17 protein-coding genes are annotated in these 13,367 nt (G+C 72.3%); 2 read left to right on the top strand and 15 right to left on the bottom strand.

Annotated features, from left to right (window positions below; translation table 11 throughout):
• Positions 1 to 6: 6 nt before the first annotated feature.
• Positions 7 to 744: a prepilin peptidase gene (locus tag ACZ51I_RS15480; protein WP_468876831.1), complete on the bottom strand. Its 738-nt coding sequence runs from the start codon at positions 742 to 744 to the stop codon at positions 7 to 9.
• Between the two features lie 40 nt (positions 745 to 784).
• Here ACZ51I_RS15480 and ACZ51I_RS15475 point away from each other — a divergent pair, with 40 nt between their 5' ends.
• Positions 785 to 1,156 carry a DUF192 domain-containing protein gene (locus ACZ51I_RS15475; RefSeq protein WP_468875807.1) on the top strand — a complete coding sequence of 124 codons (372 nt, stop codon included), beginning with the start codon at positions 785 to 787 and terminating at the stop codon, positions 1,154 to 1,156.
• Here ACZ51I_RS15475 and ACZ51I_RS15470 read toward each other — a convergent pair.
• On the bottom strand, positions 1,128 to 2,228 hold the full coding sequence (locus ACZ51I_RS15470; RefSeq protein ID WP_468875805.1) for a mannosyltransferase family protein: 1,101 nt from the start codon (positions 2,226 to 2,228) through the stop codon (positions 1,128 to 1,130). The two genes, ACZ51I_RS15475 and ACZ51I_RS15470, sit on opposite strands and share 29 nt — an antisense overlap.
• A gap of 30 nt (positions 2,229 to 2,258) precedes the next feature.
• Positions 2,259 to 2,708 carry a hypothetical protein gene (locus tag ACZ51I_RS15465; protein WP_468875803.1) on the bottom strand — a complete coding sequence of 150 codons (450 nt, stop codon included), beginning with the start codon at positions 2,706 to 2,708 and terminating at the stop codon, positions 2,259 to 2,261.
• Between the two features lie 122 nt (positions 2,709 to 2,830).
• Between ACZ51I_RS15465 and ACZ51I_RS15460 the strand changes: the two genes are divergently transcribed.
• Positions 2,831 to 3,751, top strand: a complete 921-nt coding sequence (locus ACZ51I_RS15460) for a hypothetical protein (RefSeq protein ID WP_468875801.1) — start codon at positions 2,831 to 2,833, stop codon at positions 3,749 to 3,751.
• Here ACZ51I_RS15460 and ACZ51I_RS15455 read toward each other — a convergent pair.
• The 12 genes from ACZ51I_RS15455 to ACZ51I_RS15400 form a co-directional block, all read right to left on the bottom strand.
• On the bottom strand, positions 3,748 to 4,374 hold the full coding sequence (locus ACZ51I_RS15455; protein ID WP_468875799.1) for an OmpA family protein: 627 nt from the start codon (positions 4,372 to 4,374) through the stop codon (positions 3,748 to 3,750). The two genes, ACZ51I_RS15460 and ACZ51I_RS15455, sit on opposite strands and share 4 nt — an antisense overlap.
• 9 nt (positions 4,375 to 4,383) lie before the next feature.
• Positions 4,384 to 4,956, bottom strand: coding sequence for a hypothetical protein (locus tag ACZ51I_RS15450; RefSeq protein ID WP_468875797.1), 573 nt, complete (start codon positions 4,954 to 4,956; stop codon positions 4,384 to 4,386).
• A 13-nt stretch (positions 4,957 to 4,969) separates the two neighbouring features.
• Positions 4,970 to 5,629, bottom strand: a complete 660-nt coding sequence (locus ACZ51I_RS15445) for a pilus assembly protein TadG-related protein (RefSeq protein ID WP_468875795.1) — start codon at positions 5,627 to 5,629, stop codon at positions 4,970 to 4,972.
• An 11-nt stretch (positions 5,630 to 5,640) separates the two neighbouring features.
• A complete protein-coding gene (locus tag ACZ51I_RS15440; protein WP_468875793.1) occupies positions 5,641 to 5,853 on the bottom strand; it encodes a Flp family type IVb pilin in 213 nt (70 codons plus the stop codon).
• 195 nt (positions 5,854 to 6,048) lie between these two features.
• Complete coding sequence (locus tag ACZ51I_RS15435) at positions 6,049 to 6,936, bottom strand: DUF5936 domain-containing protein (RefSeq protein WP_468876829.1); 888 nt, start codon at positions 6,934 to 6,936, stop codon at positions 6,049 to 6,051.
• Between the two features lie 13 nt (positions 6,937 to 6,949).
• Positions 6,950 to 7,897 carry a type II secretion system F family protein gene (locus ACZ51I_RS15430; RefSeq protein WP_468875791.1) on the bottom strand — a complete coding sequence of 316 codons (948 nt, stop codon included), beginning with the start codon at positions 7,895 to 7,897 and terminating at the stop codon, positions 6,950 to 6,952.
• Positions 7,898 to 8,151: 254 nt separating this feature from the next.
• Positions 8,152 to 9,495, bottom strand: coding sequence for a CpaF family protein (locus tag ACZ51I_RS15425; RefSeq protein WP_468875789.1), 1,344 nt, complete (start codon positions 9,493 to 9,495; stop codon positions 8,152 to 8,154).
• A complete protein-coding gene (locus ACZ51I_RS15420) occupies positions 9,492 to 9,884 on the bottom strand; it encodes a TadE/TadG family type IV pilus assembly protein (protein WP_468875787.1) in 393 nt (130 codons plus the stop codon). Before ACZ51I_RS15420 ends, ACZ51I_RS15425 begins: the two co-directional genes overlap by 4 nt.
• Entirely contained in the window at positions 9,881 to 10,246 is a 366-nt protein-coding gene (locus tag ACZ51I_RS15415) for a TadE/TadG family type IV pilus assembly protein (RefSeq protein ID WP_468875785.1), read from the bottom strand. The genes ACZ51I_RS15420 and ACZ51I_RS15415 overlap by 4 nt, the downstream gene beginning before the upstream one ends.
• A 3-nt stretch (positions 10,247 to 10,249) precedes the next feature.
• Complete coding sequence (locus ACZ51I_RS15410) at positions 10,250 to 11,506, bottom strand: AAA family ATPase (protein ID WP_468875783.1); 1,257 nt, start codon at positions 11,504 to 11,506, stop codon at positions 10,250 to 10,252.
• Positions 11,507 to 11,513: 7 nt separating this feature from the next.
• On the bottom strand, positions 11,514 to 12,233 hold the full coding sequence (gene cpaB, locus ACZ51I_RS15405) for a Flp pilus assembly protein CpaB (protein WP_468875781.1): 720 nt from the start codon (positions 12,231 to 12,233) through the stop codon (positions 11,514 to 11,516).
• Positions 12,234 to 12,318: 85 nt separating this feature from the next.
• Complete coding sequence (locus ACZ51I_RS15400) at positions 12,319 to 13,218, bottom strand: hypothetical protein (protein WP_468875779.1); 900 nt, start codon at positions 13,216 to 13,218, stop codon at positions 12,319 to 12,321.
• Positions 13,219 to 13,367: the final 149 nt, after the last annotated feature.

Raw genomic sequence — 13,367 nt, 5'->3', positions numbered from 1 at the left:
GGGCTTTCAGGGAACGGCGGTGAACGCGCCGAGGAGAAGGCCGAGCAGCCCGCCGCCGAGCATGAACGGTCCGAAGGGGATCGCCGAGGACCGGCCGGCCCGCCGCAGCAGGACGAGACCGAGGCCGTACAACGCGCCGAGGAGGAAGCCCGCGAAGGCGCCGGCGAACAGCACGCCCCAGCCGTACCAGCCGAGGGCGGCGCCCAGCGGGACCGCCAGCTTCACGTCGCCGAAGCCGAGCCCGCTGGGGTTGATCAGGAACAGCACCAGATAGGCCCCGCCGAGTACGAGCCCGCCGAGCAGTGCGTGGATCCAGGATCCGGCGTCGTACGGGAGGAGTTCGGCGCCCCCGAGGAGCAGCGGGACGGCGGCGGCGAGCGGCAGGGTGAGGCCGTCCGGCAGCCGGTGCACGCGCGCGTCGATGGTGGCGAGGAGGACGGCGAAGGGCGCGGCGAGCAGCCAGACCGCGAGCTCGGGCCGGGGCCCGCCGGTCGCGGCGGCGAGCGCGGCGCAGGCGAGGGCGGTGAGCAGCGGTGCGACGAACGGGCTCGGGGTGGTCGCGCAGGCCTGCCGGCCGGGGGCGCCGAGCCAGCCGCGCCCGGGCCCGAGGAGGAGGTGCCCGGCGGGGCAGCGGGCGCGCCACGGCTCCTCCGGTCCGACGGAGAGCCGGTACGCGGCCCGGGGCACGAGCAGCCCGGCGGCGGCCCCCCACAGGGCGGCGACGGCGATCAGCGTGACGTACACGGACGAGACCTTAGGGGCCCGTACCGCTACGGTCTGCCGCATGGCGAAATGGGTGGACGGGGCGGGGATTCTGGCGGTGGCCGCTCTGGAGATCCCGCTGGAGGTGGCGGCCTCGTACCGGGCGCGCCGGCGCGGGCTCCTCGGCCGGGACGGGATCGCGGGGGCGCTGCTCATCGTGCGGACGAACAGCGTGCACACCTTCGGCATGCGGTTCCCGATCGACGTGGCCTATCTGGACGGCTCGTTCACGGTCCGGTCCGTGGTGACGATGCGGCCGGGCCGGCTCGGCATGGTGCGGCCGCGCGGCCGGCACGTCCTGGAGGCGGAGGCGGGCGCGATGGCGGGGTGGGGGCTGGACCCGGGAGTACGCGTGCGCGTGAAGGTCACGGGGGCCCCGAACCGAGCAGGGTGAACGCCCCGTAGGCGCCGGAGGCGAGCGCGAGGCCGGAGAGGACGGGCACGACGGTGCGCGTCCGTACGCGCGCGAGGGCCACGGCGGGCGGGAGCAGCAGCCCGAACGCGGGCATCATCAGGCGGGGCCGGGAGCCGAAGTAGGCGGCGCCGACGAGGGAGACGAACACGACGCCGATCGTGTGGACGAGCAGTGGCAGCGGCTGCCGCTGCCGGACGCACAGGGCGAGCAGCCAGCCGAGCAGCGCGAGCGCCGCGCCCAGTCCGAGGGCGGCGGGCCAGGGCAGGCCGGCGATGAACAGGGCGAGGGCGACACCGCCGTCGATGGAGTTGCCCCAGGCGGCCTGCACGTCGAAGTAGGCGGTCGGGCTCCCCTGGCGGACCCCGACGTAGGCGACGTACGCGAGCCAGCCCAGCGGGGCGACGGCCACTCCCGCGACGGTCGACCAGCGCAGCCTTCTCTTCCGTACGAGGGTGACGAGGGCCGTGACGCCGAGGGCGGCGATCAGCGCGACGGCCGTCGGCCGGGTGAGCCCGGCGACCGCGCACAGCACACCGGCGAGGATCCAGCGCCCGCGCATGACCGCGTACAGCGACCAGGCGGCGAGGGCGGTGAACAGCGTCTCCGTGTACGCCATCGACTGGACGAACGCGGTCGGGTACACACCCCAGAGGACGGCGAGCACGATGCCGGCCCTGGGCCCGAAGGCCTGCGCCCCGCACCGGTGGATCCCCCAGGCGGCGGCGAGCCCGGCGGTCCAGGAGACGAGGAGCCCGGCGGTGGCCGCGTCGACGGGAAGGACGGCGGACAGGCCGCGCTCCAGGGCCGGGAGGAGAGGGAAGAAGGCCAGGTCGGAGTGGACGTCACCGTTCGGCAGGGTGACCTGGTACCCGTACCCGTGCTCGGCGATACGCACGTACCAGACGGAGTCCCAGCGCCCGTTGAGCCGGTGCAGCCCGTCCTTGCCGGCCCCGGCGGCGGCGACCGCGAGGGCCACGAGGCCGACCAGCCGGACGGCGGCGTAACCACCGAGGGCGGCGAGGGTGGGGCGGTCGGGTCTGGCCAGGGGCATGGCCCGATTATCCCGGGGCGTACGGAGGGGTCAGCCGAGGGGCCTTATGCGGACGAACTTCGCGGCCATCACGGGACCGAGCTGCTGGACGATGGCGTGGCCGGGCTCCTGGGGCGAGGGCAGGTCGCCGAGGAAGGACGTGACGATGACCTCGTCGACTCCGAGGATCCCCCGCGCGCTCTGCTCCTCCAGGAAGTCGAGCGTGCGGCGCCAGTGGGGCCGGCCGGGTGACGCGGCCCCGGGGACCTCGCCGAGGAAGGAGCGGACGGTGTGCTGGACGACGTCCCAGAAGAACACGTGGGGATGGACGCCGCCCTGATGGAAGACGTGGGTCTCGTAGGCGCTCCGGAACTCGGGGACGCGGGTGACGAGGTCACTGACCAGTTGGACACCGGGGGTCGGGGGGGAAGTCGTGTTCGAAGTCGGGGTGGGGGTCGGATGGGAGGTCGCGCTGAGGGGCGCGTTCGGGGTCGCCGCCATCTCCCCAGGATGCTCCCGCTCCGTGCGTACGTCTCGCCCTGTTTGCGCTTTCCTGGCGACGTCTTTCGCCAGGTTTTCCACAGGGGGTGCGAAGTGTCCCTCTTCCGTGGATCGTTGGGCGTATGTACGAGTTGGCGATCCTCGCCAGGGGCGGGGTCCTTCTGACGGTCTGGGCGGTCGCGGCGGGCTGGCCGCCGGGCCGGCTGGCCGGCCGGCTGCGCCGCGACGGCTGGCAGCGGATCTGCCGGGGCGCCTGGGCGGCCCCGGGAAGGGAGGTGGACTGGCGGCTGAGGGCGGCGGCCCTCCAGTTCCTGCGCCCGGAACTGGTGTGCAGCCACGGGACGGCGGCGCGGCTGCACCGCATCGAAATGCTGGGCGGGACGTCCCCACCGGAGCTCCTCGACTTCACCGCACCACCGCCGGCCAGGTCGGCACGCGGTGACCGGATACGGATCCACACCACCGCCTTCCTCACGGACGGGGACCGGTCGACACGACGGGGACTGCGGACGACGACCCCCGCGCGCACCGTCGCCGACCTCATGCGGGCCGCCGGCACCCGCGAGGCGGCGGTGGTCGTCGCGGACTCGGCGCTCGCCGGGCGGGCGGTCGAGGGGGTACGACGCGAGGCCCTCGTCCGGCACGACGACCTCGCCGCCGAACTCGCGGCGCCCCGGCGGGGAGCGGCCCGCGCCCGGACCTGGCTCCGGCTGACCGAGCCGGCGTCGGGCTCCCCGGCGGAGACGGTCGCGAGACTGCGGATGGGGGACGCGGGGTGGACCCCCGAGTCACAGCCGAGGGTCCTCGCGGCGGACGGCCGGCCCCTGCGCCCGGACTTCCTCTTCCGGGCGGCGGGCCTGGCGGTGGAGATCGAGGGCCACGCCTACCACGGCACCCGTCGCGCCCACGAACGGGACGTCGCCCGCTTCAACGCGCTCCAGTCCTGCCCGGAGATCCGCCGCGTCCTGCGCTTCACGGCCGGGGAGGTCTTCCGCCACCCGGACCGCATGACGGCGACGATTCGGGCGGCGCTGGCTCTCTAGGGTGCGGGGGCGGTGGGAGAGGTGCGGGGGAAGGAGATCTCGACGCGGCGGTTCTTCTTCCGGCCCTCCTCGGTGCGGTTGTCGGCGATCGGGTAGTCCTCGCTGTACCCGCGGATGTCGAAGGTCGTCCCGGGGTCGAGGACCCGCGCGAGCACCTGCTGCACGGCCACGGCCCTCTCCTTCGACAGCTTGAGCCCGTGCTCGTACGTCCCCAGGTTGTCGGTGAACCCGAAGACCCGCACCCGCCCGGACCCCATCTTGTCGATCTCGGCGGCGACGGCGGCGATACGGGCGGTGGCGTCGGGCGAGAGCTTGGCGCTGTTCTTCGGGAACAGCACCTCGGCCTGCAGGGCGAACGTCACGTCCACGTTGGTGTCCTGCCGCCGCTGCTGCCCGCCCTCCTCCTCGACGATCTGCTTGATGTCGAGCACCTTGGCGGGGGCGAGGGTGGCGCCGTCGGGAAGCATCAGGTTCGGCGAGTTCGCGTCGATGACGGGAGCGGGCGAGGCGGAGCCGGCGGACCCGGGCCCGTCATCGGCATGGGCCACGGGCCCAGCGAACGGCCCAAGGGCCACGCACACGAGCACGAGGGTGGCGAGGCGGCGGTTTGTCGTCGTCGTCATGGCGTCGCCTCAGGAGAGCTTGAGGGTGGCGGGTTCGAAGGTGGGGAGCTGGAGGGAGACTTCGGTGGTGTTGGCGGGGGGTGCGGGGAATTGCATGAAGACGTCGGCAGTCGCCTTCGGCGAGAGCACGCTGAGCCCCGTAGTGGTCAGAGGCCGACCATCCGTGTCACGGAGCACGTAGTAGCGCTTCTTACCCACGGCGTCGATAAGCGTGGCGCCTCCGAAAGAGCTGCCATGCTTCATAACCTCCGTCTCGTCCCCGCTCGTCTGAGACGAGATAGCCGCTGCCGATTCGGATGTGTTCTTCAACTGCCCCTTGAGGGTGAGGAATCCCCCCGCGTCTCGATCTACGGAACTGACCGTGAACTCCAACCCCTTCTGTCCTCGGACGACAGCCAGGGATTCCACCGGCGCCTCCGTGCCTTGCTGCCCTGGCGTCGCTCGGGTCTTCTGAGGGGCCGTAGTCGCCGAGACCGGCTTGTCCGCCTTCGGCTTGTCCTCGGCGCCGCAGCCGACCGCGAGCAGAGCCATCGAGAGGACCGCGAGGGAGGCCACCCCTTTCCGTGCGGACGGAACGTTCATGAGCGTGATTCCTTTACTCGTCGTCGCCAACCAGTCGAACGGTGAAGAGATCGGTGGCGCTCGGAAGCTTCGGGTCCTTGAGGTCGATCGTCCAGGCAATGCCATCACAGGTAAGGCCGGTGATCGGCTCAGGTTCCGGCGGCGGCTCCTCACTCGGTTCCGAGGGGCCAGGTTCCTCATCGGGTTCCTCTGGCGCCTGTCCTTCCGGTGGAAGGAAGATGCAGTTCGGGTCGACCACAGCCTTTGCGGAGGCAGTGGCGTGCCGCCTCTCCGTTCCCGGGACGATGGATCGACCGACAGTTCCCGCCGTACGCACCGTGACGCTGAACCCTTCTCTTCCCGAAGTGAGAGGTTTGCAGCGACCGTCGTCGATCTGTGCGCCGTTTCTTGCTGCGAAGTCAGCAGCCCGATCACACGCGGCGCTAAAGTCGTATTCCGTGCCCTGAAGGAAACCGTCCCACTGCGCAGGGTCACGGACCACCGCGAGCCATCCTTCATGGAGCTGATCCCGGGCGTCTTGGGCAGCCGCAAGTGCCGCCGCGTCCGCAGCAGTCTGGGCACCGTTGCGGGTTGCAGCGGCCTGTCCGACTGCCAAGTAGACGAACCCAAGGAACAGTAAGCCCGCGATGACAGCGACGTAGGCAGGAAATGCCTGCCCGGCGTCACCGCGCAATCGGGCCTCCTCTACTCGCCCCCGGTGAGATCGGCGATCTTCTGCGTGATGGCATCCTTGATCGACTTTCCGATGTCCGTGCCGGTGATCGCGATCACGATCGCCACCACCACCACAATGATCCCCAGATACTCCACCGCCGTCTGCCCACGGTCGCCCCGCAACAGCCTCGCGGTCACAGCCAGCTTGGCCTTCGTCAGGGCCTTCAGCATCGCGTCGTTCATCGTGGTCCCCTCCGCGTTCAGACGCCTGCGCATGGGCACCGTACGCCGACAGTCGGGTCGGCGGACAGGGGCCCGTCGTCGGGTGGGCCTGATGACGCAGGTGGCCCATCGACTCCACCCCCTCACACTCAGTCCGCACTCTGGCACATCGGGTTGCGCCCGCGAAGTCCTTTCCCCCGAATATGTCACCGCACTTCACTCCCCAGTCACCGACCCGAAGTCCGTTCCCGTGCCCAGGAACAGCCCCGCGCCGAGCAGGATCATCGTCGCCGGGACCATCAGTGTCGTGATCACCATCGTCGCCTTCGGGACCGCCTTCGCGGCCTTCCGCCGTGCGTTCTGCGCGTCCGTGCGCCGCATGTCGTTGGCGATCTGTATCAGCGTGTCCACGATCGGCGCGCCCAGTTCCTCGCCCTGCTGAAGGGCCGTGACGAACTGGGCGACCTGCTCCGAGTCGTTGCGGCGGCGGAGTTCGTCGAAGGCCTGGCGGCGGCTGACGCCCATGTCCATCTGGCGCAGGGTGATGCGGAGTTCGTCTGCCCACGGCCCCTCGTACTTCTCGGCGACCCGTTCCAGCGCCTGGCGGAAGCCGAGGCCCGCCGAGACGACGACCGCGAGGACGTCCAGGAAGTCCGGCAGCGTGCGTTCGATCTGGTCCTTGCGGATGCGGACCGCCGACCAGATGCCGACCTCCGTCCAGAACGCGCCGAAGGCCAGCAGCAGCAGGGCGGTCACGTACGAGCCCTTGCTCAGCATCACCAGGCCCCCGAGGCCGCCCAGGAAGCCGTAGACCGCCCGCCTCGCCCCGTACCGGTCGATGGTGAGGCCCCCGGGGTTTCCGGCGAGGTCGATCCGGCGGCGGACCGCGTTGACCCGCTTCGGGCCCATGAGCCGGAGCACGGCCGGCGACCATCGCATGCCCAGCCGGTCGACGGCCGAGTCGACCGCGCCCGTACGGGTGGCCCCGACCTCCAGCGCGAGTCTGAGGTCGTCGGGCAGCCGGGCGTCGGCCCGGTAGAGCCGGAGGCCGTACGCGAAGCCGGCGACGGCGAGGCCCGCGAGGAGGGCGAGGAGGAGGTCCATCACGCGGGGCCCCTTATACGTCGATCTTCGAGAAGCGGCGGATCGCGGCGAAGCCCACCACGTACAGGACGAACGCGGCGACGACGGCGAACTGTCCGATCCCCGAGCCGGTCATCCGGTCGAGCGCACCCGGCTGCATGTTCTCGATGAGCAGCAGCGAGCCCACCCCGATCACCGGGACCGAGTACGCCGTCATGCTCACCTGGGAGAGCTGGGTGCGGACCTCGCGCCGGGTCTCCTTGCGCTCCTCCAGCGTCTCGGTGAGGTTCCGCAGGGAGGAGACGACCGTGCCGCCGGCCCGGTTCGCGAGGACGAGCGTGGTGACGAGGACGACGAGTTCACGGGAGGGGAGGCGCTCGGCCAGCTCCCCCAGGGCGTCGTCGAGGGACGTGCCGACGGCCAACTGCTGCGCCACCTTCTCCAGTTCGTCGCCCGCCGGCGCCTCCAGCTCGTCGGCCGCGAGACTCAGGGCCATGCGGAGGGCGAGTCCGGCCTGGGTGGCGTTCGCCAGGATGCGGGAGAGCTCGGGGAGCTGGTTGATGAACCGCTCGATGCGTTTCTGCCGCTGCCAGTTGAGGAAGCCCATCGCGACCCAGACGCCGAGGAGCCCGCAGATCGGGCCGAAGAACGGGGACAGCACCGACTGCCCCACCACCCAGAGCACCGCCACCGTCGCCGCGAGAGCCACCGTGAACTCGCCCGGCGTGATGTCGAGGCCCGTCGCCGCGATCCGCAGCTCCAGTCTCCGGCCGAGGGCGGTCTTCCGTACACGCCGGTCGACGCCCCGGAAGCGTCGTCTGCGGCGGCCGGTCACGGCCTCCGGCTCGCCGCTCTCGTCGAGACGGGCGACGAGAGCGGCGTGACGGCGGGCCCCGCTCGCGTACACCTGGACGCCGACGACGCCCAGGACACAGGCGAGCAGCGCCACGCCCACGGTCAGCCAGAACGGGTCGATGGTCATGGCCGTGCCCCGGTCGACCGGGTGGGGTCGGTCCGCGTCATCGCTGCTCCCCCGGTCGCCACGTCGGGTCGGTGGTCGTGATGACCGTCATGGTCGGTTCCGTCGTCGTCACCACCGTCATCACCGTCATCACCGCTCCCCCGGTCGCCACGTCGGGTCCTTCGTCATCACCGTCATCACCGTTCCCCCGGTCGCCACGTCGGGTCGGTCGTCGTCACTGCGCCTCCGTCGGGCAGCCGGGCATCGGTCATCACTCACTCCGCCTCTCGGGTGGCCAGGTGCGCGTCCGTCGTCGCCACCCCGAAGGCCTGCGGGATGGGCTGGCCCGCCAGGTAGAGGCGTTCGGCGACGCGCCGGGGCAGCGGGTGGTACGTGAACCGCCCGTACACCCGTCCGTCCGCCGCGACCGGCTGCGCCTCGAAGCGGCAGACCGTGGCGAGCAGGAAGCGTTCCCGGCCGTGCGAGGCCAGGACCGAGATCTCGGTGACGCGGCGGGTGCCGTCCGGGTGCCGGGTGAGCTGGACGAGGACGTCGACCGCGCTGTTGATCTGGTCGCGGAGGGCCTCGAACGGCACCTTGACCTCGGACATCGAGGCGAGGGTCTGGAGCCGCATCAGGGCGTCCTCGGCGGAGTTGGCGTGGACGGTGGCGAGCGAGCCGTCGTGGCCCGTGGACATCGCCTGGAGCATGTCGAGGGTCTCGCCGCCGCGGACCTCGCCGACGATGATGCGGTCGGGGCGCATGCGCAGGGAGTTGCGGACGAGGTCGCGGATGGAGATGGCTCCGCGGCCCTCGATGTTCGGCGGCCGGGCCTCCAGGCGGATGACGTGCGACTGCTGGAGCTGGAGTTCGGCCGAGTCCTCGATGGTGATGATCCGCTCGCCGTCCGGGACGAGGCCGGAGAGGGCGTTGAGGAGGGTGGTCTTCCCGGTGCCGGTGGCGCCGGAGACGATCAGGTTGAACTTGGCCTGCACGAGCCCGGAGAGCAGGAGCAGCATCTGCTCGTCGAGGGAGCCGAGGCCGATCATCTCGTGGAGCGTGTACGCGCGGGGGAAGCGGCGGATGGTGAGGGTCGCGCCGGTGAGGGAGAGCGGCGGGATGATGACGTTGACGCGTTCGCCGGAGGGGAGCCGGGCGTCGACCATTGGGTTCGACTCGTCGACGCGCCGGTTGACGGTGGAGACGATCCGCTCGATGGTCTGCATCAGCTGCTCGTGGGAGGCGAAGCGGAGCGGGAGCAGTTCGACGCGGCCGCCGCGCTCGATGAAGATCTGGTCGGGGCCGTTGACCATGATCTCGGTGATGGAGGCGTCTTCGAGGAGCGGTTCGAGTACGCCGAGCCCGAGGGCCTCGTCGACGACGCGGCGGATCAGCTGGGCCCGCTCGGCGGTGGAGAGGACGGGGCCCTCGCGGCTGATGATGTGGCCGAGGACGCGCTCCAGGCGGGCGCGCCGCTCGGCGGCCGCGAGCGCGGACATCTCGGTGAGGTCGATCTCCTCGAGGAGCTTGGCCCGGAAGGCGGCGACGAGATGTCCGTCCTCCCGGCCTCCGCCCGTGGCCTTCTCCTCGGGGGCGCTGATCCGGGCGCGCAGGCTCATGGCAGGTCCTCCTCGTCGGTCTCGGGCATGGGCATGGTGGCGGTCTTCACGACGGGGTCGAAGTCCCAGAAGGGGACGACGGAGGGGACGGGGACCGTGACGGTGACGGTGACCTCGCCCGCCCCCACGCTGGGCGGCCGGACCTCCGGGTGGATCCAGCCGCTCACGGCGGCACTGGCCGCCGTCTGGGCGTCGGGAACGTCCTCGTCGTCGCTGCTCTCCGCCCGGGCCGCCGCCCGCGCCGCCGTCCCCGCCTGCTGGGCGGTGTACGCGGCGATGCCGAGCTGGAGCCCGGCGAGCCCGACGAGGAGCAGGAGGGGGAGGAAGCCGAGGTACTCGATGGCGGCCTGGCCGCGGTCGCGGAGCCTGCCCTGTGGGGGGTTCGTCATGGGCTCGAGACCTCCTCGTCCACCGCGCCCGCTTCGGCCGTGACCGGAAACAGACCCCCGAAGCCCGGGACGAGGGCCGGAACCTCGACGCTGACTTCGACGTGGACCATGCCTCCACCCCTCTGGCAGACCCCTCCGGAGGCGCTCCAGGCGCCGTCGATGTGGCGGCCGGCGGCGGCGGGCCCGTCGTCTCCCACCGCGCACGCCCGCGCCGCCTCGTCCGCCGCGTTCCCCGCCAGCGTGTACGTGTAGCCGACCAGGACGACCTGCCAGAGCAGGGCCAGCGTGAGCAGGATCAGCGGCACCATGCCGAGGAACTCCACCGCCACCTGCCCCCTGTCGTCGTCCCGGTACGTCCGCATCGGTCAGCGTCCTCCGGTGCGGCGTCGGAGGCCCAGGGAGCCCCGGTCCCCCGTGCGCGCGAGCTGCTTGCCGGGGGCTTCGGCGGCGGGCGCGCCGACCAGGCCCAGTTCGCCGGCCAGGGCCCACAGCGCCTGCTTGACCGTCGACTTGGCGTCGAGTTCGTGGAGGCGGCCCGCGTCGACGACGGCCGAGAGCTCCTTGAAGCTCGCCGGGACGGCGATGCCCGCGATCCGGGTGCCGGTGATCTTCTGGACGAGGGGAGGCTGGATCTCCGTGGAGCGGTGGTGGCGGTTGACGAGGGTGACGGTCTCCTCGGCCTTGCGGACCTGGAGCCGTTCCCACATCCGTACGGTCCTCTTGGCGGCCCGGACCGCGACCACGTCCGGGGTGGTGACGAGGAGGGCGGTGTCGGCCATCTCGATCGCGGCGGCGTTCGCGCTGTCGAGCCGGGAGCCGCAGTCGACGACGACGACCTCGTGCCGGCCGCGCAGGGCGCTGACGACCTGCCGGGCGGCGCGGTCGGTGACCTCCTCGCCGCGCTCGCCCTCCCCCGGGGCCAGGAGCAGCGACAGGCCGGTCTCGTGGACGTAGACGGCGTCCTGGAGGACCCGGGGCGAGATGTCGGTGATGGCGGCGAGGTCGGCGACGGAGCGCCGGAACTGGACGTCGAGGTAGGAGGCGATGTCGCCGCTCTGGAGGTCCATGTCGACGAGGGCGACGCTGCGTCCGGAGGCGCGGGCGGCGAGGGCGAGGTGGACGGCGGTGACGGTGGTGCCGACGCCGCCCTTGGCGCCGCTGACGGTGACGACGGTGCCGCCGGGGCCGGTGATCCGCTCGGCGCCGGCGCCGAGGTGGCGGCGGACGCCCAGGGACCACTGGGCGGCGGCCTGGACGCGGCTGGCGAGTTCCTCGTACCCGAGGGGCAGGGTGACGAGGCCTCGGGCGCCGGAGTCCATGGCGGCGGAGAAGAGGACGGGGCTGGCGTCGGCGGTGATGAGGACGACCCCGACGGCGGGGAAGCGGAGGGCGACCTCGCGGACGAGTTCGAGTGCGGGGACGGGTCCGATCCGCTCGTGGACGAGGACGACCTCGGGGAGTTCGTCGAGGGAGGCGGCGGCGAGGCGCGCGAGGGTGTCGACGAGCTGGGTGGAGTCGGTGACCGGCTGGGCGGGATCGGCGTCGGGGAGCTGGCTGAGCAGCGTGCTGACGGACCGGGCCGCGTCGGGGTCGCCGACGGCCGGCAGGATCCTGGTGGTCATACCGGCCTCACTTGTCCTTGTCGAGCGTGTAGGTGCGGTCGCCCTTGTCGGCCGGGGAGCCGCCCTGGGAGCCGTCGGCGGCCGGGGCGACGAGGGCGAGGCGTACGTGCTCGGCGAAGGACTCGGCGTACGCGACGCGCTGGGTGTCGAGGGTGGAGAGCGCGAAGGTGATGGGGACGGTCGAGGTGGCCCGGTCCGCGCGGTCGGAACGGTCGGAGACCGGGGTGAGCCTGCCGACGTCGAGGACGCGGGCGCCGGCGACGATCATCCGGGACTGGTCGGGGTCGCCCTTCTTCTCGCCGGCGAAGGTCGCGTAGATGTTGACGGTGGCACCCGTGTTGATCTTTCCGGCGACGCCGGTGGCGGCGTCGACCATGATGGCGATCTCCTGCTCGCCCGGCTCGAGCTGGGGCCGTTCGACGATCATGTCGGTCTGGAGGAGCGAGCCGGCCTTGAGTTCGGTGACGGCGATCCTGCCCTCGATCTGGCGGAGGTCGGTGACGGCGGTCGAGGAGAGCCACCGCTTGGGCATGGAGATCTTCTCGAAGTCGCCCGCCTTCAGGGGCCTGTAGGGAGCCACGTCGTCCTTGAGCCGGTACGCCGTGGTCTCCGGGCCGACCTTGGAGTTCACGTCGCTGATGACGGCGAGGACGCCGGCGAAGGCGCCGAGGGCGCACAGGACGGAGAGCAGCAGCAGGATCACGCCGCGGCGCTGGCGGGAGTTCATGGCCGTACTTCCTCGGTCGGTGACGTGGGTCCGGGCGGACGGGAGCGGGCGGTCGGGGGCGGCGTGGGGCGGTGCGCGGGGCCGCTCATGGCAGCGCGGCGCGGGCGGAGCGGGCCCCGGGCCCGAGGGCGCGGGCGCCCGGGTCGGGTGGTGGCGGGGCGGCCGGGGGCAACGGAGCGGCGCAGAAGCCGCAGCGGTCGCCGATGAGTTCCATCCCGCACCAGTGGCAGGTCTCGCGCCGTACGGAGGAGACGAGCTGGTAGAGGACGGACAGGTCGGGCAGGTAAGCGGCGAACTCGACGAGCTTGCCGGTGCCCCACCAGCCGGGCGACGACGCGGGCAGCGGCACCTCGTGCACGGGCCCGGGGATCCGCCACCGGGGTACGAGGTCGGTGGTCGGCCAGTCGGTCTGGAGCTGGCCCCGGGCGAGGAGGAGTTCGGTGGTGAACTCCGGTCCGGCGAGGTGGTTCTCCCCGGTGCCGACCCGCACCATCTGCGGGGTGGGTCCGGCGAGGACGGCGAAGTGGGCTCCGGGGAGCCAGCCCTTGAGGTGGGAGCCGAGGCTGACGGGGACGCGGTCGAGCCGGGAGACGGAGCCGAGGACGGCGCCGGCGTAGATGTAGTGGGCGAGCAGCCGGGCGGCGGAGGCGAGGACTCCGGGGCTGAAGTCGCAGCCGGCGAGCTGCCGCAGCTGGCGGACGAGGACGGCCGCGCCGAGCGGCGGCAGGTCGGTCCTGACCAGGGCGATCCGGTCGCTCTCCAGGAGGGCGCGGACGGCGCGCAGGCGGTGTTCGACGGCGGCCGGTGCGCCGGTGGGGCAGACGACGACCACGTGTCCGTACCGGGCGAGGAGCTGCTGCATGTCCGCGAGGGAGGCGTCGAGCGGGCGGGTCCCGGCGGGCGGGAGCACGGCGGCCTGCGGGGTCCCGGGGTCGGTCGGCGGCAGCACCAGGTCGGCACTGGTGACGGCGATCGCTGTCGGCACGTCGGGCCCCCCGTCCCCTCCGGCCTCCGGCGCCCCGGGGGCCGCGGATCACTTACCGCGTTCGCGGCGTCACCGCAGGGTGCGGCCGCCTCTGCACCTTATCCACGTCCCCCGGGGTGGTGAACACACAATCCGCCAAGCCGCCTCCA

Source organism: Streptomyces sp. NPDC034084 (assembly GCF_055575535.1).
The sequence above is the reverse complement of the archived record's forward strand: the minus strand, read 5'-3'. Positions and strand labels throughout refer to the sequence as shown.

Excerpts from the sequence above, each read along its gene's own strand:
- ACZ51I_RS15475 (WP_468875807.1), top strand. The coding sequence starts at position 785 with ATGGCGAAATGGGTGGACGGGGCGGGGATTCTGGCGGTGGCCGCTCTG.
- ACZ51I_RS15470 (WP_468875805.1), bottom strand. The coding sequence starts at position 2,228 with ATGCCCCTGGCCAGACCCGACCGCCCCACCCTCGCCGCCCTCGGTGGT.
- ACZ51I_RS15465 (WP_468875803.1), bottom strand. The coding sequence starts at position 2,708 with ATGGCGGCGACCCCGAACGCGCCCCTCAGCGCGACCTCCCATCCGACC.
- ACZ51I_RS15460 (WP_468875801.1), top strand. The coding sequence starts at position 2,831 with ATGTACGAGTTGGCGATCCTCGCCAGGGGCGGGGTCCTTCTGACGGTC.
- ACZ51I_RS15455 (WP_468875799.1), bottom strand. The coding sequence starts at position 4,374 with ATGACGACGACGACAAACCGCCGCCTCGCCACCCTCGTGCTCGTGTGC.
- ACZ51I_RS15450 (WP_468875797.1), bottom strand. The coding sequence starts at position 4,956 with ATGAACGTTCCGTCCGCACGGAAAGGGGTGGCCTCCCTCGCGGTCCTC.
- ACZ51I_RS15440 (WP_468875793.1), bottom strand. The coding sequence starts at position 5,853 with ATGAACGACGCGATGCTGAAGGCCCTGACGAAGGCCAAGCTGGCTGTG.
- ACZ51I_RS15435 (WP_468876829.1), bottom strand. The coding sequence starts at position 6,936 with ATGGACCTCCTCCTCGCCCTCCTCGCGGGCCTCGCCGTCGCCGGCTTC.
- ACZ51I_RS15430 (WP_468875791.1), bottom strand. The coding sequence starts at position 7,897 with ATGACCATCGACCCGTTCTGGCTGACCGTGGGCGTGGCGCTGCTCGCC.
- ACZ51I_RS15425 (WP_468875789.1), bottom strand. The coding sequence starts at position 9,495 with ATGAGCCTGCGCGCCCGGATCAGCGCCCCCGAGGAGAAGGCCACGGGC.
- ACZ51I_RS15420 (WP_468875787.1), bottom strand. The coding sequence starts at position 9,884 with ATGACGAACCCCCCACAGGGCAGGCTCCGCGACCGCGGCCAGGCCGCC.
- ACZ51I_RS15415 (WP_468875785.1), bottom strand. The coding sequence starts at position 10,246 with ATGCGGACGTACCGGGACGACGACAGGGGGCAGGTGGCGGTGGAGTTC.
- ACZ51I_RS15410 (WP_468875783.1), bottom strand. The coding sequence starts at position 11,506 with ATGACCACCAGGATCCTGCCGGCCGTCGGCGACCCCGACGCGGCCCGG.
- cpaB (WP_468875781.1), bottom strand. The coding sequence starts at position 12,233 with ATGAACTCCCGCCAGCGCCGCGGCGTGATCCTGCTGCTGCTCTCCGTC.